The sequence below is a fragment of the Azospirillum brasilense genome, assembly GCF_003349955.1.
GTDB lineage: Bacteria > Pseudomonadota > Alphaproteobacteria > Azospirillales > Azospirillaceae > Azospirillum > Azospirillum brasilense_B.
In genome coordinates, this window is record NZ_QLKQ01000002.1 from 152172 (window position 1) to 178262 (window position 26091).

The 26091-nt window shown below is 68.5% G+C and carries 22 protein-coding genes; 9 read left to right on the plus strand and 13 right to left on the minus strand.

The window, feature by feature from the left end; translation table 11 throughout:
* Nucleotides 1–44 precede the first annotated feature (44 nt).
* The 3 genes from DXK32_RS01750 (at nucleotide 45) to DXK32_RS01760 (ending at nucleotide 3156) form a co-directional block, all read left to right on the plus strand.
* On the plus strand, nucleotides 45–1055 hold the full coding sequence (locus tag DXK32_RS01750) for a TRAP transporter substrate-binding protein (protein WP_114856928.1): 1011 nt from the start codon (nucleotides 45–47) through the stop codon (nucleotides 1053–1055).
* 119 nt (nucleotides 1056–1174) lie between these two features.
* The gene (locus DXK32_RS01755) at nucleotides 1175–1861 is read left to right on the plus strand and encodes a TRAP transporter small permease (RefSeq protein ID WP_114856929.1); all 687 of its coding nucleotides are present in this window, start codon (nucleotides 1175–1177) and stop codon (nucleotides 1859–1861) included.
* Nucleotides 1858–3156 (plus strand): TRAP transporter large permease, encoded by a 1299-nt coding sequence (locus tag DXK32_RS01760; RefSeq protein ID WP_114856930.1) that lies wholly within the window; start codon nucleotides 1858–1860, stop codon nucleotides 3154–3156. The genes DXK32_RS01755 and DXK32_RS01760 overlap by 4 nt, the downstream gene beginning before the upstream one ends.
* A 92-nt stretch (nucleotides 3157–3248) precedes the next feature.
* Here DXK32_RS01760 and DXK32_RS01765 read toward each other — a convergent pair whose 3' ends face one another.
* From DXK32_RS01765 to DXK32_RS01775, 3 genes are all read right to left on the minus strand, one after another.
* Nucleotides 3249–3602, minus strand: coding sequence for a zinc ribbon domain-containing protein YjdM (locus DXK32_RS01765; RefSeq protein ID WP_114856931.1), 354 nt, complete (start codon nucleotides 3600–3602; stop codon nucleotides 3249–3251).
* A gap of 120 nt (nucleotides 3603–3722) precedes the next feature.
* Nucleotides 3723–5258, minus strand: a complete 1536-nt coding sequence (locus DXK32_RS01770) for a methyl-accepting chemotaxis protein (RefSeq protein ID WP_162801030.1) — start codon at nucleotides 5256–5258, stop codon at nucleotides 3723–3725.
* A gap of 123 nt (nucleotides 5259–5381) precedes the next feature.
* Nucleotides 5382–6137, minus strand: coding sequence for a transporter substrate-binding domain-containing protein (locus DXK32_RS01775; RefSeq protein WP_114856933.1), 756 nt, complete (start codon nucleotides 6135–6137; stop codon nucleotides 5382–5384).
* A gap of 223 nt (nucleotides 6138–6360) precedes the next feature.
* On the opposite strand from DXK32_RS01775, the gene DXK32_RS01780 reads away from it, so the two are divergent.
* Together DXK32_RS01780 and DXK32_RS01785 are read left to right on the plus strand one after the other, a co-directional pair.
* Nucleotides 6361–8412: a molybdopterin oxidoreductase family protein gene (locus DXK32_RS01780; RefSeq protein WP_114856934.1), complete on the plus strand. Its 2052-nt coding sequence runs from the start codon at nucleotides 6361–6363 to the stop codon at nucleotides 8410–8412.
* Nucleotides 8413–8530: 118 nt separating this feature from the next.
* Nucleotides 8531–9625 (plus strand): NAD(P)H-dependent flavin oxidoreductase, encoded by a 1095-nt coding sequence (locus DXK32_RS01785; RefSeq protein WP_114856935.1) that lies wholly within the window; start codon nucleotides 8531–8533, stop codon nucleotides 9623–9625.
* 10 nt (nucleotides 9626–9635) lie between these two features.
* Here the strand turns inward: DXK32_RS01785 and DXK32_RS01790 are convergent, their stop codons facing one another.
* The 7 genes from DXK32_RS01790 to DXK32_RS01820 form a co-directional block, all read right to left on the minus strand.
* The gene (locus DXK32_RS01790; protein WP_247876927.1) at nucleotides 9636–10622 is read right to left on the minus strand and encodes a GGDEF domain-containing protein; all 987 of its coding nucleotides are present in this window, start codon (nucleotides 10620–10622) and stop codon (nucleotides 9636–9638) included.
* 171 nt (nucleotides 10623–10793) lie between these two features.
* The gene (locus DXK32_RS01795) at nucleotides 10794–11306 is read right to left on the minus strand and encodes a pentapeptide repeat-containing protein (RefSeq protein ID WP_114856937.1); all 513 of its coding nucleotides are present in this window, start codon (nucleotides 11304–11306) and stop codon (nucleotides 10794–10796) included.
* A 79-nt stretch (nucleotides 11307–11385) separates the two neighbouring features.
* A complete protein-coding gene (locus DXK32_RS01800; RefSeq protein ID WP_114856938.1) occupies nucleotides 11386–11880 on the minus strand; it encodes a thioesterase family protein in 495 nt (164 codons plus the stop codon).
* Nucleotides 11881–12006: 126 nt separating this feature from the next.
* Nucleotides 12007–15498 carry a methionine synthase gene (metH, locus tag DXK32_RS01805; protein ID WP_114856939.1) on the minus strand — a complete coding sequence of 1164 codons (3492 nt, stop codon included), beginning with the start codon at nucleotides 15496–15498 and terminating at the stop codon, nucleotides 12007–12009.
* Nucleotides 15499–15556: 58 nt separating this feature from the next.
* A complete protein-coding gene (locus DXK32_RS01810) occupies nucleotides 15557–16030 on the minus strand; it encodes a DUF29 domain-containing protein (protein ID WP_114856940.1) in 474 nt (157 codons plus the stop codon).
* A 51-nt stretch (nucleotides 16031–16081) separates the two neighbouring features.
* A complete protein-coding gene (metF, locus tag DXK32_RS01815; RefSeq protein ID WP_114856941.1) occupies nucleotides 16082–16963 on the minus strand; it encodes a methylenetetrahydrofolate reductase [NAD(P)H] in 882 nt (293 codons plus the stop codon).
* Nucleotides 16960–17943, minus strand: a complete 984-nt coding sequence (locus DXK32_RS01820) for an ArsR/SmtB family transcription factor (RefSeq protein WP_114856942.1) — start codon at nucleotides 17941–17943, stop codon at nucleotides 16960–16962. Before DXK32_RS01820 ends, metF begins: the two co-directional genes overlap by 4 nt.
* 409 nt (nucleotides 17944–18352) lie before the next feature.
* Here DXK32_RS01820 and DXK32_RS01825 point away from each other — a divergent pair, with 409 nt between their 5' ends.
* From DXK32_RS01825 to DXK32_RS01835, 3 genes are all read left to right on the plus strand, one after another.
* Complete coding sequence (locus tag DXK32_RS01825) at nucleotides 18353–19129, plus strand: MlaA family lipoprotein (RefSeq protein WP_114856943.1); 777 nt, start codon at nucleotides 18353–18355, stop codon at nucleotides 19127–19129.
* A gap of 93 nt (nucleotides 19130–19222) precedes the next feature.
* Nucleotides 19223–19840 carry an MlaC/ttg2D family ABC transporter substrate-binding protein gene (locus tag DXK32_RS01830; protein WP_038527421.1) on the plus strand — a complete coding sequence of 206 codons (618 nt, stop codon included), beginning with the start codon at nucleotides 19223–19225 and terminating at the stop codon, nucleotides 19838–19840.
* 201 nt (nucleotides 19841–20041) lie between these two features.
* Nucleotides 20042–21523 carry a pentapeptide repeat-containing protein gene (locus DXK32_RS01835; protein ID WP_114856985.1) on the plus strand — a complete coding sequence of 494 codons (1482 nt, stop codon included), beginning with the start codon at nucleotides 20042–20044 and terminating at the stop codon, nucleotides 21521–21523.
* Between the two features lie 51 nt (nucleotides 21524–21574).
* Here DXK32_RS01835 and ettA read toward each other — a convergent pair whose 3' ends face one another.
* Nucleotides 21575–23251, minus strand: coding sequence for an energy-dependent translational throttle protein EttA (gene ettA / locus DXK32_RS01840; protein ID WP_014240614.1), 1677 nt, complete (start codon nucleotides 23249–23251; stop codon nucleotides 21575–21577).
* Between the two features lie 123 nt (nucleotides 23252–23374).
* On the opposite strand from ettA, the gene DXK32_RS01845 reads away from it, so the two are divergent.
* Complete coding sequence (locus DXK32_RS01845) at nucleotides 23375–23842, plus strand: YaiI/YqxD family protein (RefSeq protein WP_114856944.1); 468 nt, start codon at nucleotides 23375–23377, stop codon at nucleotides 23840–23842.
* A gap of 19 nt (nucleotides 23843–23861) precedes the next feature.
* Here DXK32_RS01845 and DXK32_RS01850 read toward each other — a convergent pair whose 3' ends face one another.
* Nucleotides 23862–25175: an exonuclease domain-containing protein gene (locus tag DXK32_RS01850; RefSeq protein ID WP_114856945.1), complete on the minus strand. Its 1314-nt coding sequence runs from the start codon at nucleotides 25173–25175 to the stop codon at nucleotides 23862–23864.
* Between the two features lie 98 nt (nucleotides 25176–25273).
* Nucleotides 25274–25957: a hypothetical protein gene (locus tag DXK32_RS01855; protein WP_114856946.1), complete on the minus strand. Its 684-nt coding sequence runs from the start codon at nucleotides 25955–25957 to the stop codon at nucleotides 25274–25276.
* Nucleotides 25958–26091 lie beyond the last annotated feature (134 nt).

Sequence of the window (26091 nt, forward strand, 5' to 3'; positions counted from 1 at the left end):
GCCGGACCATCAGTCCGACCAACAACAAGTGGAGGATGACCCCTATGAAGTTCGTTTCGCTGCTGTGCGCCACCGTCGCCGCCGGCTGCCTGATGGCCGCCACCGCCGCCACCGCGCAGGAGCCGATCGTCATCAAGTTCAGCCACGTCGTCGCTCCGGAGACCCCGAAGGGCAAGGGCGCCGAGAAGTTCAAGCAGCTGGCCGAGCAGCGCACCGGCGGCAAGGTGAAGGTCGAGGTCTATCCCAACAGCCAGCTCTACAAGGACAAGGAGGAGCTGGAGGCGCTGCAGCTCGGCGCCGTGCAGATGCTGGCCCCGTCGCTGGCCAAGTTCGGCCCGCTGGGCGCCAAGGAATTCGAGATCTTCGACCTGCCCTACATCTTCCCCTGCAAGGCCGCCCTGGTGAAGGTCACCACCGGCCCGATCGGCAAGCAGCTGTTCCAGAAGCTGGAGAACAAGGGCATCACCGGTCTGGCCTACTGGGACAACGGCTTCAAGATCATGAGCGCCAACAAGCCGCTGCACGCCACGGCGGACTTCAAGGGCCTCAAGATGCGCATCCAGTCGTCGAAGGTGCTGGACGCGCAGATGCGCGCGCTCGGCGCCCTGCCGCAGGTGATGGCCTTCTCCGAGGTCTATCAGGCGCTGCAGACCGGCGTCGTCGACGGCACCGAGAACCCGCCGTCCAACATGTACACCCAGAAGATGCACGAGGTGCAGAGCCACGCCACGCTCTCCGACCACGGCTATCTGGGCTACGCGGTCATCGTGAACAAGAAGTTCTGGGACGGCCTGCCGGCCGACGTCCGCACCCAGCTCGACGGTGCGATGAAGGAGGCGACCGAGTACGCCAACAACATCGCCCAGGAAGAGAACGACAAGTCCCTGGAGGCGATGAAGGCCGCCGGCAAGACCAAGTTCTACGAGCTGACCAAGGACGAGCGCGCGTCGTGGCGCCAAGCCATGCTGCCGGTCCACGAGGACATGGCGTCGCGCGTCGGCAAGGAACTGCTGGCGAGCATCAAGACCGAGACCGACGCCGCCAAGTGCGAGTGATCACGAGCACCTGATCGGGCGGCACTGCCGCCCGGTCCAATCAAGCAAGACCAACGCACAGCCCTCGGCAAGCGCCCGCTCACTCGACGCGGGCGCTTCCTCCTGCGCGCGGAGCCACCATGCCCATGAAAATCCTAGACCATCTGGAGGAGATTCTTATCGCCTTCCTGATGGCAGCGGCGACGATAATCATCTTCATCTCGGTCGCCCACCGTTACGCCGCCGGCTTCCCCATCATCCAGGACTACATCCTCCACTGGAATCTGGCCTGGGCGCAGGAGCTGTGCATCTACATGTTCGTCTGGATGGCGAAGTTCGGCGCCGCCTACGGTGTCCGCACCGGCATCCATGTGGGTGTAGACGTCCTCATCAACAAGCTCTCCACCCCCCTGCGCGCGAAATTCATCGTGTTCGGCCTTCTGGCCGGCGCGACCTTCACCGGCGTGGTCGGCACGATGGGCTCCACCTTCGTCTGGCACATGTCGGACACCGAGCAGGTGTCGGCCGACCTGGAATGGCCGATGTGGATCATCTATCTGGCGATCCCGCTCGGCTCCTACCTGATGTGCTTCCGCTTCCTTCAGGTGATGGTGAACTTCCTGCGCACCGGCGAGCTGCCGCACCACGACCACGGCCATGTCGAGGGTCTGGAGGAGGACACCACCGACCCGCAACGCGCCGCGCAGGACGTCAACTGGTACGAGATGGACGACAACCTGCACCCGCACGACATCGCCCATCACGAGGGCCGCAAGCCCGGCAACGGCCCTGATTCCGCCAAGGGACCGAAGGAGAACGACCGATGAACGCCGCCATCATCTTCGGCCTCCTGCTGGTCCTGATGCTGACCGGCATGCCGATCTCCATCTCGCTCGGCCTGACGGTTCTGACCTTCCTCTTCACCATGACCCATGTGCCGATCGAGGCCGTGGCGCTGAAGCTGTTCACCGGCATCGAGAAGTTCGAGATCATGGCGATCCCGTTCTTCATCCTGGCCGGCAACTTCCTGACGCACGGCGGCGTGGCCCGGCGCATGATCAACTTCGCCACGGCGATGGTCGGCCACTGGCACGGCGGCCTCGGCCTCGCCGGCGTGATGGGATGCGCCCTGTTCGCGGCGGTGTCCGGTTCCAGCCCGGCGACGGTGGTGGCCATCGGCTCCATCGTGCTTCCGGCGATGGTCGCCCAGGGCTTCCCGAAGCAGTTCGGCGCCGGCGTCATCACCACCTCGGGCGCGCTGGGCATCCTGATCCCGCCGTCCATCGTGATGGTGATGTATTCGGTCGCCACCAGCGGCAGCCCGCACGCCGCCTCGGTCGGGCAGCTCTTCATGGCAGGCGTCATCCCCGGCCTGTTGCTGGCCTTCGTGCTGGGCGGCGTCACCTGGTACCGTGCGCGCAAGTTCGGCTATCCGCGCCTGCCAAAGGCCAGCCTGGCCCAGCGCTTCAAGGCCTTCCGCGAGGCCATCTGGGGCCTGTCGCTGATCGTCATCGTCATCGGCGGCATCTATTCCGGCGTCTTCACGCCGACCGAGGCCGCGGCGATGAGCGCCGTCTACGCCTTCATCATCGCGGTCTTCGTCTACAAGGACATGCCGCTGCGCGGCGTGCCGAAGGTGCTGCTGTCCTCGGCCAGCATGTCGGCGATGCTGCTCTACATCATCACGAACGCCGTGCTCTTCTCGTTCGTGCTGACGTCGGAGAACATCCCGCAGGGCATCGCCGATTGGATCGTCGCCCAGGGGCTGGGCGTGATCGCCTTCCTTCTGGTGACCAACATCCTTCTGCTGATGGCCGGCAATTTCATGGAGCCGTCGTCGATCGTGCTGATCATGGCGCCGATCCTGTTCCCGGTCGCCATCAAGCTGGGCATCGACCCGGTGCATTTCGGCATCATGATGGTCGTGAACATGGAGGTCGGCATGTGCCACCCGCCGGTGGGTCTGAACCTCTACGTCGCGTCGGGCATCACCAAGATGGGCATCACCGAGCTGACCGTGGCCGTCTGGCCGTGGCTGCTGGCGATGCTGGGCTTCCTGGTGCTGATCACCTACGTGCCGATCGTCTCCACCTGGCTGCCGCGCGCGCTGGGGATGATGTAATCCCTCATCCCCGGGCGAAGGCCCATAAGGAAAACCCCTCGCCGGAGCGTTCCGGCGAGGGGTTTTTCTTTTCCGGGGAAGCCGGAGCGCCGTCACGCCTTCTTGACGAATTCCGACTTCAGGTTCATCGCGCCGATGCCGTCGATCTTGCAGGCGATGTTGTGGCCGTCGGCCCCATCGACCAGACGGATGTTCTTCACCTTGGTGCCGCCCTTGACGACCAGGGACGAGCCCTTGACCTTCAGATCCTTGATGACTGTCACCGCGTCGCCGTCGCTCAGCGCGTTCCCGTTGGCGTCCCGCACTCCCTGATCCGCCGCGTCCGCACCCGCGCCGCCTTCGGCCTGCGGGTTCCATTCATGGGCGCATTCGGGGCAGATCCACAGCATGCCGTCCTGATAGACATGCTCGGAGTTGCATTTCGGGCACTTCAATCCGTCGTCCATATCATCCTCGCCTTTCGGGAGCGGCATCCTAGTGCGGCGAGGCGAAAAGCGGAAACGCAACTTGCCCAAGGCGGGCATTCCCTCCCGCCGCAAGCAAGTTGCGTGTCATCGCAAGGCTGTTTACGCCGCCTTGATCGAGGCCAGGAACCTCTGCACCTCGTCGCGCAGATCGACGAAGCGCGCCTGGAGAGTCTGGGCGACCTCCACCGACTCGCGGGCCGCCGTCGCCACCTCCGACGAGGCGCCGGAGGCGACCGCGATGCTGCGGGTCACGGTGTCGGCCTCGCCGGCCACGGTGCGGACCTTCTCGGCGATCTCGCCGGTCGCGGCCAACTGCTCCTGGACCGAAGCGGCGATCTCCGCCGAACGCTGGCTGAGCTGGCCGATGGTCTCGGTGATGGCGCCGATGGCGGACACGGTGTCCTGGGTCACCGACTGGATGGCGCCGATCTGGGTGGCGATCTCCTCCGTCGCCTTGGCGGTCTGGCTGGCGAGGTTCTTCACCTCGCTCGCCACCACGGCGAAGCCCTTGCCGGCTTCCCCGGCCCGCGCCGCCTCGATGGTCGCGTTCAGGGCCAGCAGGTTGGTCTGCCCGGCGATGGAGGTGATGAGGCTGGTGATCTCGCCGATCTTGGCGGCGCCGGCGGCCAGCGCCTCCACCGTCTTGCGGCTGGCGTCGGCGCGGTCGATGGCCTGGGCGGACATGGCGACCGACTGCTTGACGCTCTCGGCGATGCTGCGGATCGACTGGGTGAGTTGCTCCGCCGCCGCGCTGGCGGTCTGGACGGTGCGGCTGGTCTCGTCGGCGGCCCCGGCCACCGAGGCGTTGCACTGGTCGGCGCGCAGCGCGCTCTCCAGCATGCTGCCGGCGCTGCCCTTCATTTGCGAGGCGGCGGTGGAGGCCTCGCCCACCGTCGCCTGCACCGAGCGGTCGAAGGCGGCGGCGAGGCGGGTCAGCCGCTCGCCGCGCTGCGCCTCCTCGGCCTGCCGGGCCAGCTTCTCGGCTTCGAGCCGCTGGCGCTGCTGGGCGTTCTGGCGAAGCATGTCGATGGTGCGCGCCATCGCCCCCATCTCGTCGCGGCGCTCCAGGGCGGGCACGGCGACCGCGTAGTCGCCCTGGGCCAGCCGGCCGACCATGGCGGTGATCTGCATCAGCGGTCGCGTGATCGCGGAGACGACGAGGTAGAGCGCCGCCATGATGGCGAGGAAGGCGACGGCCCCGACGGCGATCTGGGTCGCCGCGTCAGCGGTCACCCGCGCCTCCACCCGGTCGGTGCGCAGGCGCAGGACGAACTCGCCGATGGTCTTGCGCTGCCCGGCCTGCCCGCCGACGATCGGCTTCACCACCTCGATGAAGCCCTTCGCGGCCTTGGTGTCTCCGACCTCGGCCACCACCTTGGCCTTGTCGTCGCGCACCTGGGCGCCGAGAAAATCGGGGTCGGAGGACGGCGCCTTGGCGACCTCGCGCACCTGTTCGGTGTCGAAGTCGTAGAGCGGGATCGCCGCGGCGCGGGCCTGGAGCGTGGCCACCATGTCGGCGCGCGCCGCCAGCGTCTCTTTGGCTTGGTTGGCCGAGCTGTGCACGCCCCAGGCGATGGCCAGCACCTGATAGACCAGCAGCACGCCGCCGATCAGCAGCATCGCCCGCAGGCGCAACCCCAAACCTCCACCGTGATTCCCGCTGTCCCGGGTCCCGTCTGCCGCGCCGCTGACCGTCATGATCCGCCCTTTTCTCTTGCTGAACAATCGGTTGCCGAACGGTCGGCGTCCGCCTCGGCGCTATTGGGTCGCCTTGAACCCGGCTTCGAGCTTCGCCAGAACCGCCGCGGCGTCGGGGGTCTTCTTCGACACGACGATGTAGACGTCCAGGCTCTGGACCGGCGTCGCCTTCAGCTCGGCGAGCGTCTTCCCGCCCAGCGCCTGCTGCATGGGCAACGAGTACTGCAGCAGCGTCGGCGCCCGCCCGGCCTGGAGAAGCTGAAGCGCTTGGTCGGCGGTGCGCGCGTCGACCATCTGCACCTTGTTGGCCGGGTCCTCCATCCAGGCGCGCCAGCCGCCGTAGGAATAGCCGTTCAGCGCGATCACCGCCTTGCCCGACAGATCCTCCTTCGCCTTGACCGCCGGGGCCTCGCCGATGCCGTAGGCGTTCAACTCGATCCGGGCGATCGGGGCGGCGCTGATCAGCGTGGTGCCGTCGAACTCCTTGACCGTGCGGATGCCCAGGAAGACGTTGAAGTCGCCGTCCGCGATGCCGGAGAACAGGCGGCGGGCCGGGGCCGATTCGGCGCTGTAGGCGATCCCGGCCGCCTTGGCGGCCTTGTCGAACGCCTCGATCAGGCTGCCCTTCGCCGCCCCGCCGTCAGTCTGGGTGTAGGGTGGGAATTCCACATAGCCGAGCTTCACGCCGTCCGCCCGCGCCGCGGCGATTCCCGGAGCGGCCATGCCGGCAACGGCTCCGACCATGGCTCCGATCAGGCTGGCGAACACCCCGGCCCGCAGCGTCCGTCGGGCGCCTGCGGCAACATTCGCGATCATACGGCTTCCCCTTGCTGTGTCGTTCCGCGCTCTCGACGGTCATTACGCCGCCTTATGCGAGTATTTTTTCGAAAACATACATCTTTTCGCGACGCGTCTCCACAAGGATAGGGCTGCAATATTGAAATCTGATGGCAGTCCTTAAACAATCCTGACCGGTTGCGGAAAGCCGGACGCCGGACATAAGCTGACCACCGCTTTTCCCCCGTCGAGGCGCCCTTCCGTGAACTCCGTCTTCCTGCCGACCGCCTGCCCGCACGATTGCCCCAGCACCTGCGCCCTCGAAGTGGAGCGGGTCGCGCCGGACCGCATCGGCAAGGTCCGCGGGGCCGCCGCCAACAGCTACACGGCGGGTGTGATCTGCGCGAAGGTCAGCCGCTACGCGGAGCGCGTCCATTCCCCCGACCGCCTGAGGACGCCGCTGCGGCGCACCGGCCCCAAGGGCTCGGGCCAGTGGGCGGAGATCGGCTGGGACGAGGCTCTGGACCGCATCGCCGACGCCTTCCTGGACGCCGAGCGGCGTCTTGGCGCGGAAGCCGTCTGGCCCTACTTCTACGCCGGCACCATGGGGCTGGTGCAGCGCGGCGGCATCCAGCGGCTGCGCCACACCAAGGGCTATTCCCGGCAGATCAGCACGGTCTGCGACACGCCGGCCAACATGGGCTGGCTGGCCGGCCACGGCGACATCCGCGGCGCCGACCCGCGCGAGATGGCCGACAGCGACCTGATCGTGAACTGGGGCGGCAACCCGGTGGCGACCCAGGTCAACGTGATGACCCACGTCAGCCGCGCCCGCAAGGGCCGCGGGGCGAAGCTGGTCACCATCGACCCCTACCGCACCGGCACGGCGGAGGTGTCGGACCTGCACCTGATGCTGCGCCCGGGCACCGACGGCGCGCTGGCCTGCGCGGTGATGCACGTCCTGTTCCGGGAGGGTCTGGCCGACCGCGCCTATCTCGACCGCTACGCCGCCGGGGCGGATCGGTTCGAGGCGCATCTCGCCACCCGCACGCCCGAATGGGCGGCGGCGATCACCGGCCTGACGGTGGAGGAGATCGTCGGCTTCGCCCGCCTCTACGGCACCACCAAGCGCAGCTATCTGCGGCTGGGCTACGGGCTGACGCGCGCCCACAACGGGGCGGCGCAGATGCACGCGGTGTCCTGTTTGCCGGTGGTCACCGGCGCCTGGGCGCACAAGGGCGGCGGGGCGCTCTACTGTTCGTCGGGCATCTACAGCATCGACCGCACCCTGTCGGAGGGGCTGGACCGGCTGGACACGTCGGTGCGCGGCTTCGACCAGTCGCGCATCGGCGCGGTGCTGACCGGCGAGGACATCAAGAGCGGTCCGCCGATCGCCGCCATGCTGATCCAGAACACCAACCCGGCGGCGATCTGTCCGGACAGCGCCCGCGTGCGCCGCGGCTTCCTGCGCGACGACCTGTTCGTGACGGTGCACGAGCAGTTCATGACCGACACGGCGCAGCTGGCCGACATCGTCATTCCCGCCACCACCTTCCTGGAGCACGACGACCTCTACCGCGGCGGCGGTCAGATGCACATCCTGATCGGCCGCAAGGTGATCGAGCCGCAGTTCGAATCGCGCGAAAACCACTGGGTGATTTCCGAGCTGGCCCGCCGCGTCGGCGCTGAACATCCGGGCTTCGGCATGAGCGCGCTGGAGATCATCGACTCCATGCTGAAGACCTCCGGCCTCACCGACGCCGCCACCCTGACGGAGCAGCGCTGGATCGACGCCCAGCCGGATTTCGAGACCTCGCATTTCCTGAACGGCTTCGCCTTCCCGGACGGGCGCTTCCGCTTCGCGCCCGACTGGGCGGCGCTCGGCCCCTACGGCGCCGGCCAGTTGCCGGAGTTGCCGGACCACATGGCGCCGGGCCGCCCGGCCGACGCCGAGCATCCCTTCCGCCTCGTCACCGCCCCGGCACGGCAGTTCCTCAACTCCAGCTTCACCGAGACGGTGACCGCCCAGCGCCGCGAAGGCCGCCCCACCGTCCTGATCCACCCGGAGGACTCGGCGGACCTCGCCCTGGCAGACGGCGACGCCGTGCGCCTCGGCAACGGGCTGGGCAGCGTCGTCGTCCACGCCAAGCCCTTCGCCGGGGTGCCGCGCGGCGTGGTGATCGTCGAGGGCATCTGGCCGAACAGCGCCTTCCTGGAGGGGATCGGGATCAACACCCTGACCTCGCCTGAGCCGGTCCCGCCGGCCGGTGGTGCCGCCTTCCACGACACGGCGGTGTGGCTGCGCGCCGCGTGACGCGGCCACGCCCTCCCATCACCGGACATGATCCGTCCCATCTGAACAAATCATTTTTCACGATGGCCGGACTGCCCTAGCCTCCCTCCGCGGATCACCGAAAGCGGAGGGCGGCGCGATGCCGGTTCACACCACTCTGACCCAGCGCCTGGGCCTGTCCACCCCCATCGTCCAGGCCCCGATGGCCGGGGGCGCCGACACGGCGGACCTCGTCGCCGCGGTGGGCGAGGCGGGCGGCATCGGCTTCGTCGGGGCGGCCTACCTGACTCCGGACCAGATCGCCGAACGGGGGCGGGCGATCCGGGCCCGGACCGCCCGTCCCTTCGGGATCAACCTGTTCGCCCCCCTGCCCGCGCCCGAGGCACCGGATGCCGGCCGGATGGACGCGGCGGTCGCCGCCATCGTGCGCTACCACGCCGACCTCGGCCTGCCCGCTCCCGGAACACCGGCCCTGGGAGCCGACGGCTTCGCCGCCCAATTGGACGCGGCGCTGGACTGCGGGGCTTCGGCCCTCAGCTTCACCTTCGGCATCCCGTCCGCCGACGCTTTGGCCGCCATCAAGGCGCGGGGGATGCTCCTAATGGGCACGGCGACCAGCGTCGAGGAGGCCGTCGCGCTGGAACGGGCCGGCATGGATGCCGTAGTCGCCCAGGGCGCCGAGGCCGGCGGACACCGCGGCAGCTTCGCCACGGGCCCAGGCGAGGTGGATTTCGCCGCCAGCCTGGTCGGCACCATGGCGCTGGTTCCGCAAGTGGTGGACGCGGTGACCCTGCCGGTGCTGGCCTCCGGCGGAATCATGGACGGACGCGGCATCGCGGCGGCGCTGGCTCTGGGCGCCGCCGGTGTGCAGATGGGCACCGCCTTCCTGACCTGCGCGGAGGCCGGCATCCCCGAGGCGCACAAGCGGGCGATCCTCGACTCCCGTGAGACCCAGACACGCGTCACCCGCGCCTTCTCGGGCCGCCCGGCGCGCGGGATCGTGAACCGGGTCATGGAGGACATCGCGGACGGCGACGCCCTGCCCTTCCCCCTTCAGAACGCGCTGACCCGCCCGATGCGCACCGCCGCGGCGCAGCAGGGGCGCGCCGAGTTTCTCTCGCTGTGGGCCGGACAGGGCGTCCGTCTCGCGCGGCGGCAGACGGCGGCCGAACTGATGGCGCGGCTGGTGGCGGAAACCGACGCCGCGGTCCGGCGCCTGACCGGCAGGGACTGAGCGGCGGTGGTCAGCCCGCCACCGTGGCCTCGGCGCAGACGCGGTTGCGCCCGCCGCGCTTGGCGGTGTAGAGCGCCTCGTCGGCACGGCGCAGCAGGGCCAACAGATCCTCGCCGGGCCGGTACTCCGCCGCGCCGACCGACAGGGACACCGATCCGTAATTGGCGTTGCGCGTCCGGTTGATGATCTGCCGCGACCCGACCGAGGCGCGGAGCTGCTCGGCCACCTTCAGCGCGTTGTCCAGGGCTGTGTGGGGCAGGATGACGCTGAACTCCTCCCCGCCATAGCGGGCGACGGTGTCGCGGCCCTTCACCCCCTCGGTCAGCACCTTGGCGACCAGCTTCAGCACATGGTCGCCGACGAGATGGCCGTGGACGTCGTTGAAGCGCTTGAAATGGTCGATGTCCACCATCAGCAGGGTCATCGGCATGCCGGTCTGCATCGCCTCCTCCGCGGCGGAGGCCAGCGCCAGATCGAAGCCGCGCCGGTTGACGATGCCGGTCAGCCCGTCGGTCATTGCCTCGCGCCGCGCGGAGTCCAGAACGACGCGCAACTCGGCCAGTTGCTGGCTGGATTCGAGGAGTTGGCTCTGCAGACGGGTCTGGCGGTCCACGATGGCGGTCGTCTCCGCCGCGATGGCCGCCACCATGGCGCGCAGTTCGGCCAGGCTCATCGGCTGGTCCAGTTCCCCCCGGAAGCCGGCCAGCGTCTGCCCATAGCGATCGGTTTCCGACCCGACGCTGCCCAACTGGTCGAGGATGCGCCCCAGGGCGACGCGCGCCCGCTCCGACGTCTCGCGGATGGCCTGGGCCTCGGCGTCCAGCGTGAAGAAGCGCTTGTACAGCTCGTCGCAATGGCCTTGCGACAGCGTGGCGCCGTCGCGCTGGGCCAGTTCGATGGCCCGGGTCAGGTCAGGGTTCTGCCCGCCGAAATAGGCGTACCAGAGGGTGAAGTTCTCCGGGTTCGGCAACAGCCCGTGGACGGCGATCCGATCCATGGCACGGCTCGCGAGAATCCGCGCCGTCTCGAAATCCTGATCGCCCGCCATCCTGTCCGCCTTTCCACTGCGCTTTGAATAAAAGGCTACCGCAGCGGGAAAGAGACGGGCAAGGGACTTTCCCAATGGGTCATTATATTACAATCGAGGGGAAATTTACTGGCGAATTCCTCAGTTGCACTGGCCTACGGATTTCGCGGCGCAGACCGTCGTGCCGTCGATCCAGGTGGCGCCCGACAGATCGGCGTGCCGCAGGTCCGCCCCGCCGAGCCGCGCCCCGGTGAAGTCGGCGTTGTGCAGGATGGCGTTCACCAGCTTGGCGTTGCGCAGGTCGGATTCCTTCAGGGATGCTCCGGTCAGATCGGCCCGCGTGAAATCGGCCTCGATCAGGCGGGCGCCGTCCAGCTTCACCCCCGGCATGGTGGCGCTGAAGAATTTCGCGCGGTAGCCATCGGTGTCCGACAGGTCGGCGTCCTTCAGCGTCGACCGCTGGAAGGTGGCGTCGCGCAGCATCGCCCCGGCCAGCTTCGCAGACGACAGATCGCGCCCGTCGAAATAGCAGCGGCGCCAGTTCACCTTCGGCTGCGCCGGGTCGGTGCATTCGGCCAATGCGGCGGAGGGGACCAGGGCCGTGCCCAGGAAGGTGGAAAGTACCGCGAAGGCGGCGAAAATTGTCGTCTTCATGCGCCAACAGATAGTGTCGCAGGGACCGAATAACAAAGGGTCCGGCGCAACAAAAGGCGGTGACGGGAGCGACTTACCGTCACGCCCCCTTCGGCGTCCGCAGCCCGACCGATCGTCCGGCCTGCGGCGGCGCGGGCAGAGCGGCGTGCTCCGCCACGGTGCGGGCCAGCCGCTCCGCGGTTTCCGGAGCCAGCGGCACCGACCGGCGCTCCGCCAGATCGACATGGAGCAGAACGAATTCCGCCGTGGCGGCGAGGAAGCCGTCCTCCTCATGGCGCATTTCGTGGAACAGATGCAGCCGCTTGGCATCCGCGCCCAAAACAAGGGAGGTGAAGGTCAGCCCGTCGCCTTCGGTCACCTCGCGGGCGTAGGTCAGGTGCGCCTCCACCGCGAACATCGACCGCCCTTCGCCCTCCGCATAGGCCTTGCCGATCCCGAAATGGTCGAGCACGGCGTCGGTCGCGTGGTCGAAGGCGAGCAGGTAATAGGCCACGTTCATGTGGCCGTTGTAGTCGATCCACTCCGGGCGGACGGTTTCCCGGTGCAGGCGAAGCGGGGTGGGCGAATGGTTCATGCCCTCAAGGATAAGCGATGCCGCCACGCTTTGGGAACCGGCATGGATGGTCCGCCAATCCGAAGACGCCTCCTTTCCCGTTGCAACACGGGAAAGGAGACGATGCCCCGGTTCAGGCGACCCGCGTCACACGCTGAAGTACTTCGCCCGCGGGTGATGCAGGACGATGGCCGAGGTGCTCTGCTCCGGGTGGAGCTGGTGCTCATCGGACATCTCCACGCCGATCCGCCCGGCGTCGAGGAGCGTCAGAAGCTGCTCCTGGTCGGCGAGGTTCGGGCAGGCCGGGTAGCCGAAGCTGTAGCGGCTGCCGCGGTAGGCCTGCTGAAGCAGCTTCTCCTTGTCGCGGCTGTCCTCGGCGCCGTAGCCCAGCTCGGCGCGGATGCGGGCGTGGACATACTCCGCCATCGCCTCGGTCATCTCCACCGACAGGCCGTGCAGGTAGAGATAATCCTGGTAGCGGTTCTCGGCGAACCACTCCCGCGCCACCTCGGCGCAATGCTGGCCCATGGTGACGATCTGGAGACCCAGCACGTCGCGCTCGCCCTCGTTCACGTCGCGCAGGAAGTCGGCGATGCACTCGCCGTCCTCCTTGGCCTGACGCGGCAGGGTGAAGCGGGCGACCTCGCGGATGCCGTCCTCGGCGAACAGGATGACGTCGTCGCCGTCGGCCGCCGCCTTCCAGTACCCGTAGACCGCCTGGGGCCGCAGGATCTCCTCCTTCGCGGCGATCTGAAGGATGCGGTCGAGCACCGGGCGAAGCTCCTTCTTCGCCCACTCCTTGAACTCCTCGAAAGACTTGCCGTCCTTCCGGTAGCCCCACTGGAGCTGGTAGAGCATGCGCTCGTTCAGGTAGGTCACCAGCGTCTTCAGCGGCACATGCTCGATGACCTTCGGCCCCCAGAAGGGCGGCGTCGGCACCGGCACGCCCTCGGCCAGCCGGGCGCGGCGGGCGCGGGCTGCGTCCTTGTCCACCGGACCGACGGTGGCGCTCGTCGCCTGACCGAGCACGCGGCGGCGGTTGACCGCCCGGCCCGCCCGCTTGGCCTGCTGGATGGCGAGCTGCTGGTCGAAGCTGCCGCCCACCACCTGATCCATCAGGGTCAACCCGTCGAAGGCGTCGCCCGCGTAGGCCACGCGGCCCGAGCCGTAGGAGGCCACGCAGTCCGTCTCCACATAGGCGCGGGTCAGCGCGGCGCCGCCGAGCAGGACCGGAACCTCCAGCCCCTCGCGGGTCATCTCCTCCAGATTCTCGCGCATGACGACGGTGGACTTCACCAGCAGGCCGGACATGCCGACGGCGTCGGCCTTGTGCTCCTTCGCCGCCTGGATGATCGCGCCGACCGGCTGCTTGATGCCGAGATTGACGACCTTGTAGCCGTTGTTGGTCAGGATGATGTCGACGAGGTTCTTGCCGATGTCGTGGACGTCGCCCTTCACCGTGGCCAGCACCATGGTGCCCTTCTGCTGGCCGTCCAGCTTCTCCATGTGCGGCTCCAGCCACGCCACGGCGGCCTTCATGGTCTCCGCGGACTGGAGCACGAAGGGAAGCTGCATCTTGCCGGCGCCGAACAGCTCGCCCACCACCTTCATGCCGTCGAGCAGGTAGGTGTTGATGATCTCCAGCGGCGAATGGGTCTTCATCGCCTCGGCGAGATCATCCTCCAGCCCGGTGCGGTCGCCGTCGACGATGCGCTCCTTCAGCCGCTCCTCGACCGTCTCGGCGCGGGCCTTCTTCTTGGCGTCCGCGGCCTTGCGGCCCTCGAACAGGGCGATGAAGGCCTGCAGCGGGTCATAGCCTTCCGCACGGCGGTCGAAGATCAGGTCCTCGGCGGTCTTGACCTCCTTCTCGGGGATCTGGTGCAGCGGCATGATCTTCGACACATGCACGATGGCGCCGGTCATGCCGCGCTTCACCGCGTGGTCGAGGAAGACCGAGTTCAGCACGTGGCGGGCCGCCGCGTTCAGGCCGAAGGAGACGTTGGACAGGCCCAGGATGATCTGGCAGCCCGGCATCTCGCGGCTGATCGTCTCGATGCCCTCCAGCGTCCAGATGGCCAGCTTGCGGTCGTCCTCGTTGCCCGTGGCGATGGTGAAGGTCAGCGGGTCGAACAGCAGGTCGTGGGCCGGCAGGCCGAACTCGTTGACCGCCAGGTCATAGAGGCGCTTGGCGATGGCGAGCTTGCGCTCCGGCGTCTTCGCCATGCCCTCCTCGTCGATGGTCAGCGCGATCACCGCCGCGCCGAACTTCTTGGCGAGCGCGAGGCGCTTGCGGGCCGGCTCCTCACCGTCCTCGAAGTTGATCGAGTTGAGGATCGCCTTGCCGCCGTAAAGCGCCAGCGCCTTCTCCAGAACGATGTATTCGGTGGAGTCGATGACCAGCGGGGCGGTGACCGAGCCGGCGAAGCGCTGCACGACGGCCTTCATCTCCGCCACCTCGTCGCGCCCGACGAAGGCGGTGCAGACGTCCAGCGTGTGCGAGCCTTCCTTCACCTGTTCGCGCGCCATCTCGACGCAGCCGTCCCAGTCGTTCTTCTCCTGAAGCTCGCGCCACTTCTTGGAGCCGTTGGCGTTGCAGCGCTCACCGATGGCGAAGAAGGCGTTCTCCTGGCGCAGCGTGACCTGGGAGTAGAGCGAGGCGACCGCGGGCACCCAATGGACCGTGCGGCCCTTCGGGTTCGGGCGGTGCGAGCCGGCCGGGGCCAGCTTGCGCAGCATCTGGTTGGCCGCCGCGATGTGCGGGACGTTGGTGCCGCAGCAGCCGCCGACGAGATTCACCCCGTCCTCGGTCACGAAGCGCTCCAGCCAATGGGCGAAATCGTCGGCGCGCAGCGGGTAGTGCGTCTTGCCGTCGACCAGCTCCGGCAGGCCGGCGTTCGGCTGCACGGAGACGAGGCCCGGCCAGTTCTGGGTCAGCCACTTGACGTGCTCGCTCATCTCCAGCGGGCCGGTGGCGCAGTTCAGGCCCATCAGCGGCACGTCCAGCGCCTGGATCACCGTGGCGGCCGCCGCGATGTCGGTGCCGACCAGCAGCGTGCCCGTGGTCTCCACCGTCACCTGGACGAAGACCGGCGTGTCGCTTCCGGCCTCTGTGCGGGCGCACTTGATGCCGTTGACCGCGGCCTTGATCTGCAGCGGGTCCTGGCAGGTCTCGACCAGGATGGCGTCGGCGCCGCCGGCGATCAGGCCGGCCGCCTGGACGAAGAAGCTGTCCTCAAGATCCTGATAGGGGATGTGGCCCAGGCTGGGCAGCTTGGTGCCCGGTCCGACCGAGCCGATGACGAAGCGCGGCTGCCCGTCCGAGAACGTCTCCGCCGCCTCGCGCGCCAGCTCGACCGCTCGCTGGTTGATCTCGAACGCCTTCTCGGAGATGCCGAACTCGCCCAGCGTCACCGGGGAGGCGCCGAAGGTGTCCGTCTCCACCATGTCCGCGCCGGCCTCGAAATAGCCGCGGTGGATCTCCCGCACGATGTCCGGGCGCGAGAGCGGTAGGATGTCGGTGCAGTTCTCGTGCCCCCAGTAATCCTTCTCCACATCGAGGTCGAGCGCCTGGATGCGGCTGCCGAACCCGCCGTCGCAGAGCAGGACGCGGTCGCGGAGAGTGTCGAGAATGTGCGGCATGGGAAGATCGGGTCCGTTTCGGAAGGAAGGTCGGGCGGAAAGTCAGGGATTCAGCGTCTCAGTCGAGATCGTGGCGGTTCACCGGCCACCAGCCTTCGTCAAGAAGCTGTTCAAGTCCGTAAGGGCATTCGGAAGGAAGGTCTTGTTCATCGACGCGATCCTGTCCGAGCCCGTCGGTGGCGAAGCCGCGTCCACGGCGGAACGCAGACGGAAGATCGACATGCCTTTTCAGGCTGGGACTGTCGGCCAGCGCATCGACGGCCGCCGCACGCTGTTCGCGTACGGACTTCCGCCAACCGCTGCGCGGGTCGGAAGCCGGAGAGAACTCCAGTTTCAGAAGATGCTCGATGACACGGGCAAGATGGCTGTTGATCGCGCGCCGATCGTTCCTGCCCATGCCCTCAATCTCCTCCGCCACATGATCCCAGTCGATGGGCGTGTTGAGGCGTTCGCGGGCGGCTTCGCGGAGAAGGCGGGCCTGCTCCTGGGTCCAGGCATAGAAGTCGTCGTCGTAACCGATCCGGCTGTCCATGGCCCATCCTCCGACCGCGATGATCCGCAACACCCTAGCACAGGGGGACGGTCAGGACACCGCCGGCTGCCTCGCCTTGACGCCCAGCATCCGGCAGATGGCCACCGTCAGGTCGGAGCGGTTCAGCGTGTAGAAATGGAAGTCCCTGATGCCCTGGGCCTGGAGCGCCTGGCACTGCTCCGCCGCCATGGTCGCGGCGACGAGTTGCCGGGTCTCCGGATCGGCGTCCAGCCCCTCGAAGGTCTCGGCGAAGCGCTTGGGCATCGCCGCCCCGCACTTGCCGGCGAACTCCACCGCGCGGGCGAAGTTGGTGATCGGCAGGATGCCGGGCACGATCGGCACGGTGATGCCGGCGGCGGCGCAGCGGTCGAGGAATCGGAAATAGGCGTCGTTGTCGAAGAAGAACTGGGTGATCGCCCGCGTCGCCCCGGCATCCACCTTGCGCTTCAGGTTGTCCAGATCGAACTGGGCGCTCGGCGCTTCCGGATGGGCCTCCGGATAGGCGGCGACGGAAATCTCGAAATCGGCGACCTTCCTCATCCCCGCCACCAGATCGGCGGCGTAGGCGTAGCCGCCGGGATGCGGGACGTAGCGCCCGCCCACTCCGCCCTCGGTCTCCGGCGGGTCGCCGCGCAGGGCGACGAGATGGCGGATGCCGGCGTCCCAATAGGTGCGGGCGATGGCGTCGATCTCCTCGCGCGTCGCGCCCACGCAGGTGAAGTGGGCGGCGGCGGGGATGCCCGTCTCCTTCTGGATGCGGGTCACCGTGTTGTGCGTGCGCTCACGCGTCGAGCCGCCGGCCCCGTAGGTCACCGAGACGAAGGACGGGCCGAGCGTGGCAAGGCGCTGGATCGCCTGCCACAGGCTCTGTTCCATCTTCTCCGTCTTGGGCGGGAAGAATTCGAAGCTGACCGACGGGGTGCCGGACGTCATGACTGGGCTCCGCTGATGGAGAGGATGGAAGGATCGGCCGGGGATGCGCCCTTCGCGGCGCGCACCGCCGGCCAGATGGATACGGTAAGCGGTTCGCCCGGCAGATGCACCACGGCTCCGCGGTCCAGACCGCATTGGCGGAACCAGGCGGCGACCTCGGCGTCGGAAAAGCCCAGCCGGCGGTGCGCGTGCTCCGCGCGCAGGGTTTCCAGGGCGTGGGGAGCGAAATCGACCAGCAGCAGCAGGCCGCCGGGCCGCAGCACCCGCGCCGCCTCGGCCAGAAGATCGGCCGGCGCCTCCGCGAAATGCAGCACTTGGTGGACGACCGCCGCGTCGAAGGACCCGGACGGGAAAGGAAGCTGGTACATGTCCGCCTGCCGGACGTGGCAGTGGCGGAGCGCGGTGTCCTCCAGCTTGGTGCGGGCGATGGACAGCATCTCGCGCGACTGGTCGACGCCCACGGCGCGCCGGGCGCGCGGCCCCAGCACCTCCAGCATGCGGCCGGTGCCAGTGCCGATGTCCAGGAGATCGCCGATCCCGCCGGCGGGGATCAGGCGCAGCAGCGCCTCCTCCACCTCGCGCTCCGGGACGTGGAGGGAGCGGATTTCATGCCAGCGGGCGGCGTTCTCACGGAAATAGCTGGCCGCCGCCTCGGAGCGGGCGCGCTTGATCGCGTCCAGCCGCTCCAGGTCCAGCGTCATGGTCGGATCGTCGGATGGGATCGCGTCCACCAGCACCCGCGCCAGTTCCGCCGAGGCGCCGCGCTCCGTCAGCCGGTAGAAGGCGAAGGTGCCTTCCCGGAAGCGGTCCAGAAGACCGGCGTCGCACAGCAGCTTCAGGTGACGCGACACCCGCGGCTGGCTCTGCCCCAGGATCTGGGTCAGCTCGGTCACCGTCAGCTCGCCATGGGCGCACAGCGCCAGCAGCCGAAGCCGCGTGGTTTCCGCCGCCGCCTTCAATGTCGCAAGCAGTTCGTCCATGACCGCCGGCACCGTCCCGAAACGCCCCGAAGAACCGGCCGGCCACCACGGCCCGCCACGCGGGATACAGATATAAAGATATCTTTATGCAGCGTAAACACGTTTTCACCGCTCACCCTTCCAATCGGGCGGCATCGGCTGACGGGACCCCCGGATGTGACGCGAAGGGCGCGGCAATCCTACCACATTGGGCGGCATCCGTATGGTGACCTCGCGTGGCACGCTGGTCAAAAGGCGGCGCCTGTGTTAGGCACGGAACAAAGGGATCGCACGGATTTTCCGGGCGATGTCCTGTCCGGCAGCGTCCGTTGCCGCCCGGCGGGGGGTCGAACCCTTCGGACGTGGCGCGACGTGGCCGCGGAATCGGATGCCCCGCCCAGAGTCGTGTCCCCAGAAAGAGCCGTCGCCGATGAAGCTGGCCAACCTCTCCCGCTCCCTTCTTCGCTCGGCCGCCGTGGCCGTCGTCGCCCTCGGCATGGCGGGCTGCGCAACCGCGCCCGGCAGCAGCGAAGCCGACGTCACGGTCAACGATCCGCTGGAGATTCCCAACCGATTCGTCTTTGCCGTCAACGAGACCGCGGACATCCTGCTGATCCGCCCGGCGGCGGAGGTCTATGTGGGGGTCGTTCCCGACCCGCTGCGCCAGGCGGTGCACAACTTCATCCAGAACCTGCTCGGCCCGCTCTACATCGCCAACAACCTGCTGCAGGGTGATTTCGAGGGCGCCCAGGTCGCCACCGGCCGGTTCATGACCAACACCATCCTCGGCCTCGGCGGCCTCGCCGACGTGGCGACGGAAGCCGGGATCGGCGACCGCCCGGAGGACTTCGGCCAGACTCTGGGCGTCTGGGGCGTCGGACCCGGTCCCTACGTGGTGCTGCCGTTCCTCGGCCCGTCGAACCTCCGCGACACGCTGGGCTACGGCGTCGACACGCTGGCCGACCCGTTCCGCATCGGCACGAACGCCGCCGGGGCGGACAACGCGATGTATGGACGCACCGCCGCCGCTGGCCTGGACCGCCGCTCGCAGCTCCTGCGCGAGATCGACGACCTGCGCAAGAACTCCCTGGACTTCTACGCGACGGCCCGCAGCCTGTACGCGCAGCAGCGCCGCGCCGCGATCGCCAACGACATCGCGCCGGCGACGCCGGAATTCCCTGATTTCGACGAACCCGCCAAGAAATAAGGAGGAGGCCTGCCGCGATGCGACCGTCCGCGCTTGATCCTTTATCCGATTGAGTGTTGACAAAGCCCCCGCGGCAGCCACTTTTGCCTTGCCATGCTGACACGTCGCCTGTTTCTCGTGTGCGCGGCCCTGCTCGCGGTGAGCAGCTGGGCCGCCCGTCCCGCCGCCGCGCAATCGGCCGATCCGGGCGCGACCGCGTTCATCCAATCGCTGGGGAACGAGGCCGTCGCCACCTTCTCGAACAAGAGCCTGTCGCGCGAGCAGGCGGTGCAGCGCTTCCGCACCCTGCTCTACCAGGGCTTCGACGTGGCCTACATCGGGCGCTGGGTGCTGGGCCGCTACTGGAATTCCGCCACGCCGCAGCAGCACGACGAGTATCAGAAGCTGTTCGAACGGCTGATCGTCAACACCTACGCCGACCGCTTCGTCGAGTATTCGGGCGAGACCTTCCGGATCTCCGGCTCCCGCGTGGAAGGCGAAGCGGACACGATGGTCTCCACCCAGATCGTCCGCCCCAACGGCCCGCCGGTGAATGTGGACTGGCGCGTGCGCAAGCGCGACACCGCCTACAAGATCATCGACGTGGTGGTCGAGGGCGTCAGCATGGGCGTGACCCAGCGCCAGGAATTCGCCTCCGTCATCGGCCAGAACGGCGGGCGGGTCGAGGGGCTGCTCCAGGCGCTTCGCCAGAAGGTGGGCAGCGCCGGCTGATCCCTCGGCACCTGAAAAACCGCACCCCGTCACGGGCCGCCTTCCGGCGGCCCTTTTTCATGGCCTGAATTTCATGGCCTGAATTTCATGGCCTGAATTTCATGAAGATCCGAACGGCGATTCCGTGACGAACTCCGCCGGAAGGGGTATGGTCGCGCCCGAAGCCTCACGTGTGTGTTGCAGCAGCGGGCGCCCCATCCGATGGCCGACCGGACTCCGAACGAGATCGACGAGATCAAGGCGATCATCCTCGCCCACCAGACGTGGCTGACGCGCCGCGGCGGGCGGCGGGCCGACCTCAGCTTCCGCGATCTTTCGAATCTCAACCTCGACCGGGTGAACCTGAACGGGGCCAAGCTGGCCGGAACCAATCTGGTCGGCGCCCGCCTCGTCCGGGCCGACCTTTCGCAGGCCGACCTGTTCGGCGCCGACATGGAAGGGGCGAACCTGACGGCCTCGACGCTGATCGGGGCCGACCTGCGGGGCGCCAACCTGCACCGCGCCATCCTGACCGACGCCAACCTGCGCGGCGCCGACTTCCGCGCCGGGTCGCTGATGAACGGAACGGGCGACAAGCCGCGCAGCGACGGCGTCACCCGCCTGACCGAGGCGAAGATGGAGCGCTCCATCCTGGCCGGCGCGAATTTCACCGGCTGCGACCTCAGCGGCGCCGACCTGAACGACGCCGACCTGACGGGCGCCGACATGACCGCGGCCGTCCTGGTCGGCGCCGATTTCTGGGGCGCCACGCTGGACGGTGTGACCTTCGACGGCACGACGATCGACGAGGCGACGCTCGACCGCAACTACCTGCCCGCCTCCCTTCCCGAGAACGCCATCGTCAAGCCGGCCTACAAGCCCATGCCGGCCGGCGTGTTCCTGGAGGCCGTCACCGAGCATGAGCGGTGGGTGAACAGCCATGGGGCGGAGGGCCGCCATCTCGACCTCGACCTCGTGTCGGTGATCGGGGCCGATCTGACCGGCCGCGTGCTCGCCGCCGCGCGGCTGCGCCGGTGCCGCCTGATGGGTGTGCGGCTGCGCAAGGCCAGCCTGGAGATGGCCGACCTGTCCTACACAGAGATGATCGGGGCCGACCTGACGGAAGCCTGCCTGAACGGCACCAACCTGCGCCGCGCCGGGCTGTCCCGCGCCGTTCTGGCGCGCGCCGATGCCCGGCCGGCCCGCCTGTCCGGGGATCGCCCCTGGCCGGCCAATTTCGACGGCGCCAACCTGACCGGCGCCGACCTGCGGGACGCGCGGATGGAGGACGCGGTGCTGCGCTCCGCCAAGCTGGGTGGGGCGAAGCTCGACGGAACGGGGATCACGGTGACGGTGGACACCGCGCCACCGCCGCCCCCGGTGCCGGAGGAACGGCGGGCGCAGAAGCGTTACGCCCAGCCCTGTCTGGTCGTCCAGACCGACCGCGGCGCCCATTCCTCCCGCAACTGGTCGATCGGCGGCGTCAGTTTCTACGCGCCGGACGATTTGTTCGAGGAGGGCGAGACGATCGAGGGTCGCCTGTCCATCACCGGGCGGGACGACGTCACCGCCACCGCGCGGATGGTCGTGGTTCACAAGGGCGTGGGGAAGGGACAGGTGTCCGTGCGCTTCCACCAGTACGGCGACGATCTCAAGCAGCTCTTGAAGACCGCCTTCCTGGAGCATCAGAAGCTGGAAGGGTGACCGGAGGACGCCCCCTCCCCCGAAACGGGAGAGGGGGACCGCCGCAGCCGCTTAGGAACGGACCAGCGGCTTGTACTTGATGCGGTGCGGGTTCACCGCATCCTCGCCCAGACGGCGCTTTTTGTCGGCCTCGTAGGCTTCGAAGTTGCCCTCGAACCACTCCACATGGCTGTCGCCCTCGAAGGCTAGGATGTGGGTGGCGAGGCGGTCGAGGAACCAGCGGTCGTGGCTGATGACCACGGCGCAGCCGGCGAAATTCTCCAACGCCTCTTCCAGCGCGCGCAGCGTGTCGACGTCCAGATCGTTGGTCGGTTCGTCGAGCAGCAGGACGTTGGCGCCGGACTTCAGCATCTTGGCGAGATGGACGCGGTTGCGCTCACCGCCGGAGAGCTGGCCGACCTTCTTCTGCTGGTCCGGACCGCGGAAGTTGAAGGACGAGACGTAGGCGCGGCTGGGCATCGACTTCTTGCCGAGGTCGATGATGTCCAGCCCGTCGGAGATCTCCTCCCACACGGTCTTGTTCGGGTTCAGCGAATCGCGGCTCTGGTCGACATAGCCCAGCTTCACCGTCTCGCCGACGCGGAAGGTGCCGGCGTCCGGCCCGTCCTGCTCGGTGATCATGCGGAACAGGGTGGTCTTGCCGGCGCCGTTCGGGCCGATCACGCCGACGATGCCGCCCGGCGGCAGGCGGAAGGACAGGCCGTCGATCAGCAGGCGGTCGCCGAAGCCCTTGTTGATGCTCTCGGCCTCGATGACGACGTTGCCCAGGCGCGGCGGCGTCGGGATGACGATGCGGGCCTCGCCCGTCGCTTCCTTGCCGCTCTCGGCCAGCAGCGTCTCGTAGGCGGAGATGCGGGCCTTGCTCTTGGCCTGACGGGCGCGCGGCGACTGCCGGATCCATTCCAGCTCGGTGGCGAGCTGCTTCTGGCGGGCCTCCTCGGCGCGGCCTTCCTGCTCCAGACGCTTCTGCTTCTGCTCCAGCCAGGAGGAATAGTTGCCCTCCCACGGAATCCCCGACCCGCGGTCGAGTTCGAGGATCCAGCCGGTCACGTTGTCGAGGAAGTAGCGGTCGTGGGTGACCAGGACGACGGTGCCCTTGTAGTCCTCCAGGTGCTTCTGCAGCCACGCCACAGACTCGGCGTCCAGATGGTTGGTCGGCTCGTCGAGCAGCAGCAGGTCGGGCTTCTCAAGGAGCAGCTTGCACAGCGCGACGCGGCGGCGCTCACCGCCGGACAGCTTGGTCACGTCGGAATCGCCCGGCGGGCAGCGCAGCGCGTCCATGGCGATCTCGACCGTGCGGTCGATGTCCCAGGCGTCGGCGGCGTCGATCTTCTCCTGAAGCTCGGCCTGCTCGGCCATCAGCGCGTCGAAGTCGGCGTCCGGGTCGCCCATCGCCTCGGACACGGCGTTGAAGCGGTCCAGCAGGCCCTTGGTCTCGGCCAGGGCCTCCAGGACGTTCTCCTGCACCGTCTTCGTCGGGTCGAGCTGCGGCTCCTGCGACAGGTAGCCGACCTTGGCGCCCTGCGCGGCCCAGGCCTCGCCCGAGTAATCCTTGTCCAGGCCGGCCATGATCTTCATCAGGGTCGACTTACCGGCGCCGTTGACGCCGAGGACGCCGATCTTCACACCGGGCAGGAAGGACAGCCAGATGTTGTCCAGAACCTTCTTGCCGCCGGGGTAGACCTTGGACAGGCCCTTCATCACATAGACATATTGATAGGACGCCATGCGCCGCTCCGCCCCTTCTGCACAAAAAGGAAAAAACCAGGACGCCACACGCGGCGCCACTTCGCTCGCTCAGGGTTTTAGCGCATAAGGACGCGGCATGAAACGGCGAAGGAGGGAGGCCGGGTGGTCGAGATTTATGTGGATGCCGATGCCTGCCCGGTAAAGTCGGAAATTTACCGGGTGGCCGGGCGCAACGGAATCAAGGTGTGGATCGTCAGCAACGGCCCGCTCCGCCTGCCCAACGAATGCCTGTCGGAACTGGTCGTCGTCGGGTCGGAGTTCGACGCCGCCGACAACTGGATCGCCGAGCACGCGACCGAGGCCGACATCGTGGTCACCGCTGACATCCAACTCGCCGACCGCTGCGTCAAGAGGCGCGCCGTGGTGATCGGCCCGACCGGCCGCCCCTTCACCGAGGACAGCATCGGCTCGGCCATCGCCACCCGCGCGCTGATGCAGGATCTGCGCGACATGGGCGTGGTCAGCGGCGGCAACAAACCGATGAGCCAGCAGGACAAATCGAAGTTCCTGCAGACGCTCGATCAGGCGGTGCAGGCGCTGAAGGCCGGGCGGCGGCCGAAATGGCGGTGAACCGTCACTCGGGCAAGGTTCACTGGGGCAGCGCGCCGGCCTGACCGGCGGCGAAGGCGCGCGCCTGCCCGTGCGTGGCGATCCCCCGCTGCTCCAGCCGGGTCAGCAGCGCCGCCGCCAGCTCCGCCTCGACCAGGGCGGGGGCGAAGGGACCCGTGCGGCGGTTGGTTGCAATGCCGAAGGCGGCGGCGAGCCGTTCCAGCGAGGCCCCTTCCAGCGCCGGGTCGAGCGCCGCGGCGAGCCGGGCGAGGTCGAGCGTCGGCGGCGCCTCCGGCTCCGGCAGGCCGGCGTCGCGGCAGGCGCGGGCCAGCGTGCCGAGCGCCCGGTCCACCCCCCAGCCGACCACCGCGCAGCCGCGCAGGGCGTCGGCGATCACCGGCCAGGCCGCGGCGAAAGGTCGTGCGCCCTCCACCATCGTCGCGGTCACGCCGTGGCTCGCGGTGCCCTCCGTCGGGATCGGCGCGCCGGGATCGATGAACAGCTCCAGCGACAGGCTGCGGAAGACGCGCGGCCCGACCATCCGCACCGTCCCGACCGCGACGACCGGCCCCTCCTCCGGGTGCCCGCCGGCGGTGGCGATCCACAGGCTGACCATCGGCAGGGCCAGCAGCGGGTCCTCGTCGCCGAGATGGGCGGGACGGGCGTTGGGGCGCAGGAGGCGCCGCTCGCCGGAGAGCAGCGGCTGCGCCTCCCCCGCCTTCGCCGGGAAGACCAGGGCGATCCCCGACTGGAGCCCGAGATCCTTGACCCGCACCGGCACCTCGCCCCCCTGGGCGCGGCGCAGCAGGGCCGAGACCATCTGGGCGTCCTCGCGCGCCCGCTCGATGGCGCGGAACAGTTCGGGGCGCGACAGGTGATCGTAGATGTCGGCCCCCGCCTCCAGTCCCAGATGAGCCGAGGCCGCGGGATTCAGCGTATCGATCCGCCCGAAATCGTCGAGCACCACCACCGGCTCCTCCAGCGCGGCGATCACCCCGGCCAGCCGCTCGCCCGGACGGCTTTCGCCGTGGCGGCCATGACGCAAGGCCTCCGCCGCCGCCCGCGCGAGGTCGCCGGCCTCATCCTCCTTCGCATCGGCGGCGAGGGAGGCGGCGCTGCGCCCGCGCCACGCCGACAGGGTCTCGCGCAGCCGGCCCAGATCACGGAAATGGCGGTTCAGCCGGGCGAAGGCCATCCACAGCGCCAGCACACCCAGCCCGACCGCCCCCATGTCCAGCAAGGAACGCTCCGGGTCGGCGACGGCCAGCCGCCCGATCTCCACCCCCAGGAAGGCGAGCGCCATGCCCGCCACCGCAAAGCCCAGCACCGCCGAACGCCACGCCCCGCCCCGCATCGGGCCGCCTCCATGCACCGTACGAATGGCGCGACTGTAGCGCCCCCGGGTGCCGGCGGAAAGGGAGCGGGCGGGTCAGCCCTCCCGCTCCTGCCCCGCTAATCCGCCGCGAAGCAATAGAGCAGCCCCGCGCCGCCCGTGCTCTTCAAGGCGTCCTGGCTGCACCCGCCGCGCGTCAGGTGGGAGCTGTTCCAGGATTTGGCCGGCGGGTCGTCGCTGAGCCCGATGCGGTCGTGATGGCCGACCATGGCGGCGCCCTCCGTCCCACTGCGGGTCCAGTTGCCGCAAGTCCTGTCCTCCGCGCCATCGAAGGCCGTGCCGTCCGGCTGGCTGCCGGTCAGGATGTCGTGGGTGTTCGGGGTGTCGCCGCGCCCTTTGACCGTCTCGCCGGTCTCGGTCAGTCCGGTCTGCTTGGTCAGCCCGTTGGTGGCGTGCAGATCCTCCACGCTGCGGGCGATCACCTGCCCTTTCGCGTTCCGCCACGGGCCGGCGCCGATGCGGTCGCGGGCGTTCACCGCGGGCCGTCCGTCCGCCGCCTGGGTGGACAGATAGGCCTTCCAATCGCGGTTCCCCGCCCCGACGGCCTGGGCCAACCGCTGGCAGTGGCGGTCAGCGCCCTCAAGCCCGCCGAGGTCGGCACCCTTCCCCGATCCGACGCTGGTGATGAAGAAGCTCATGCCTGCGGAACCGGCGGATGTCTGCGCCGGTGCCGGGGATGCCGACAGCAGCGCAGTCGCCAAAATCGCGGCGCCGATGCCAGCCCCAAAGATATCGCGGTCCATGGACCCCCTCCCCTGTCGTGTTGTTCGGACAATGGTGGTTCGTGGACGCCCGGACGAAAGGCTTTATTCCGTCTCCCCTTTGGCGCATCACCCGGCCGCATGGCCGATCCTTCTTTTTCCCCCTTCCGGTGCGG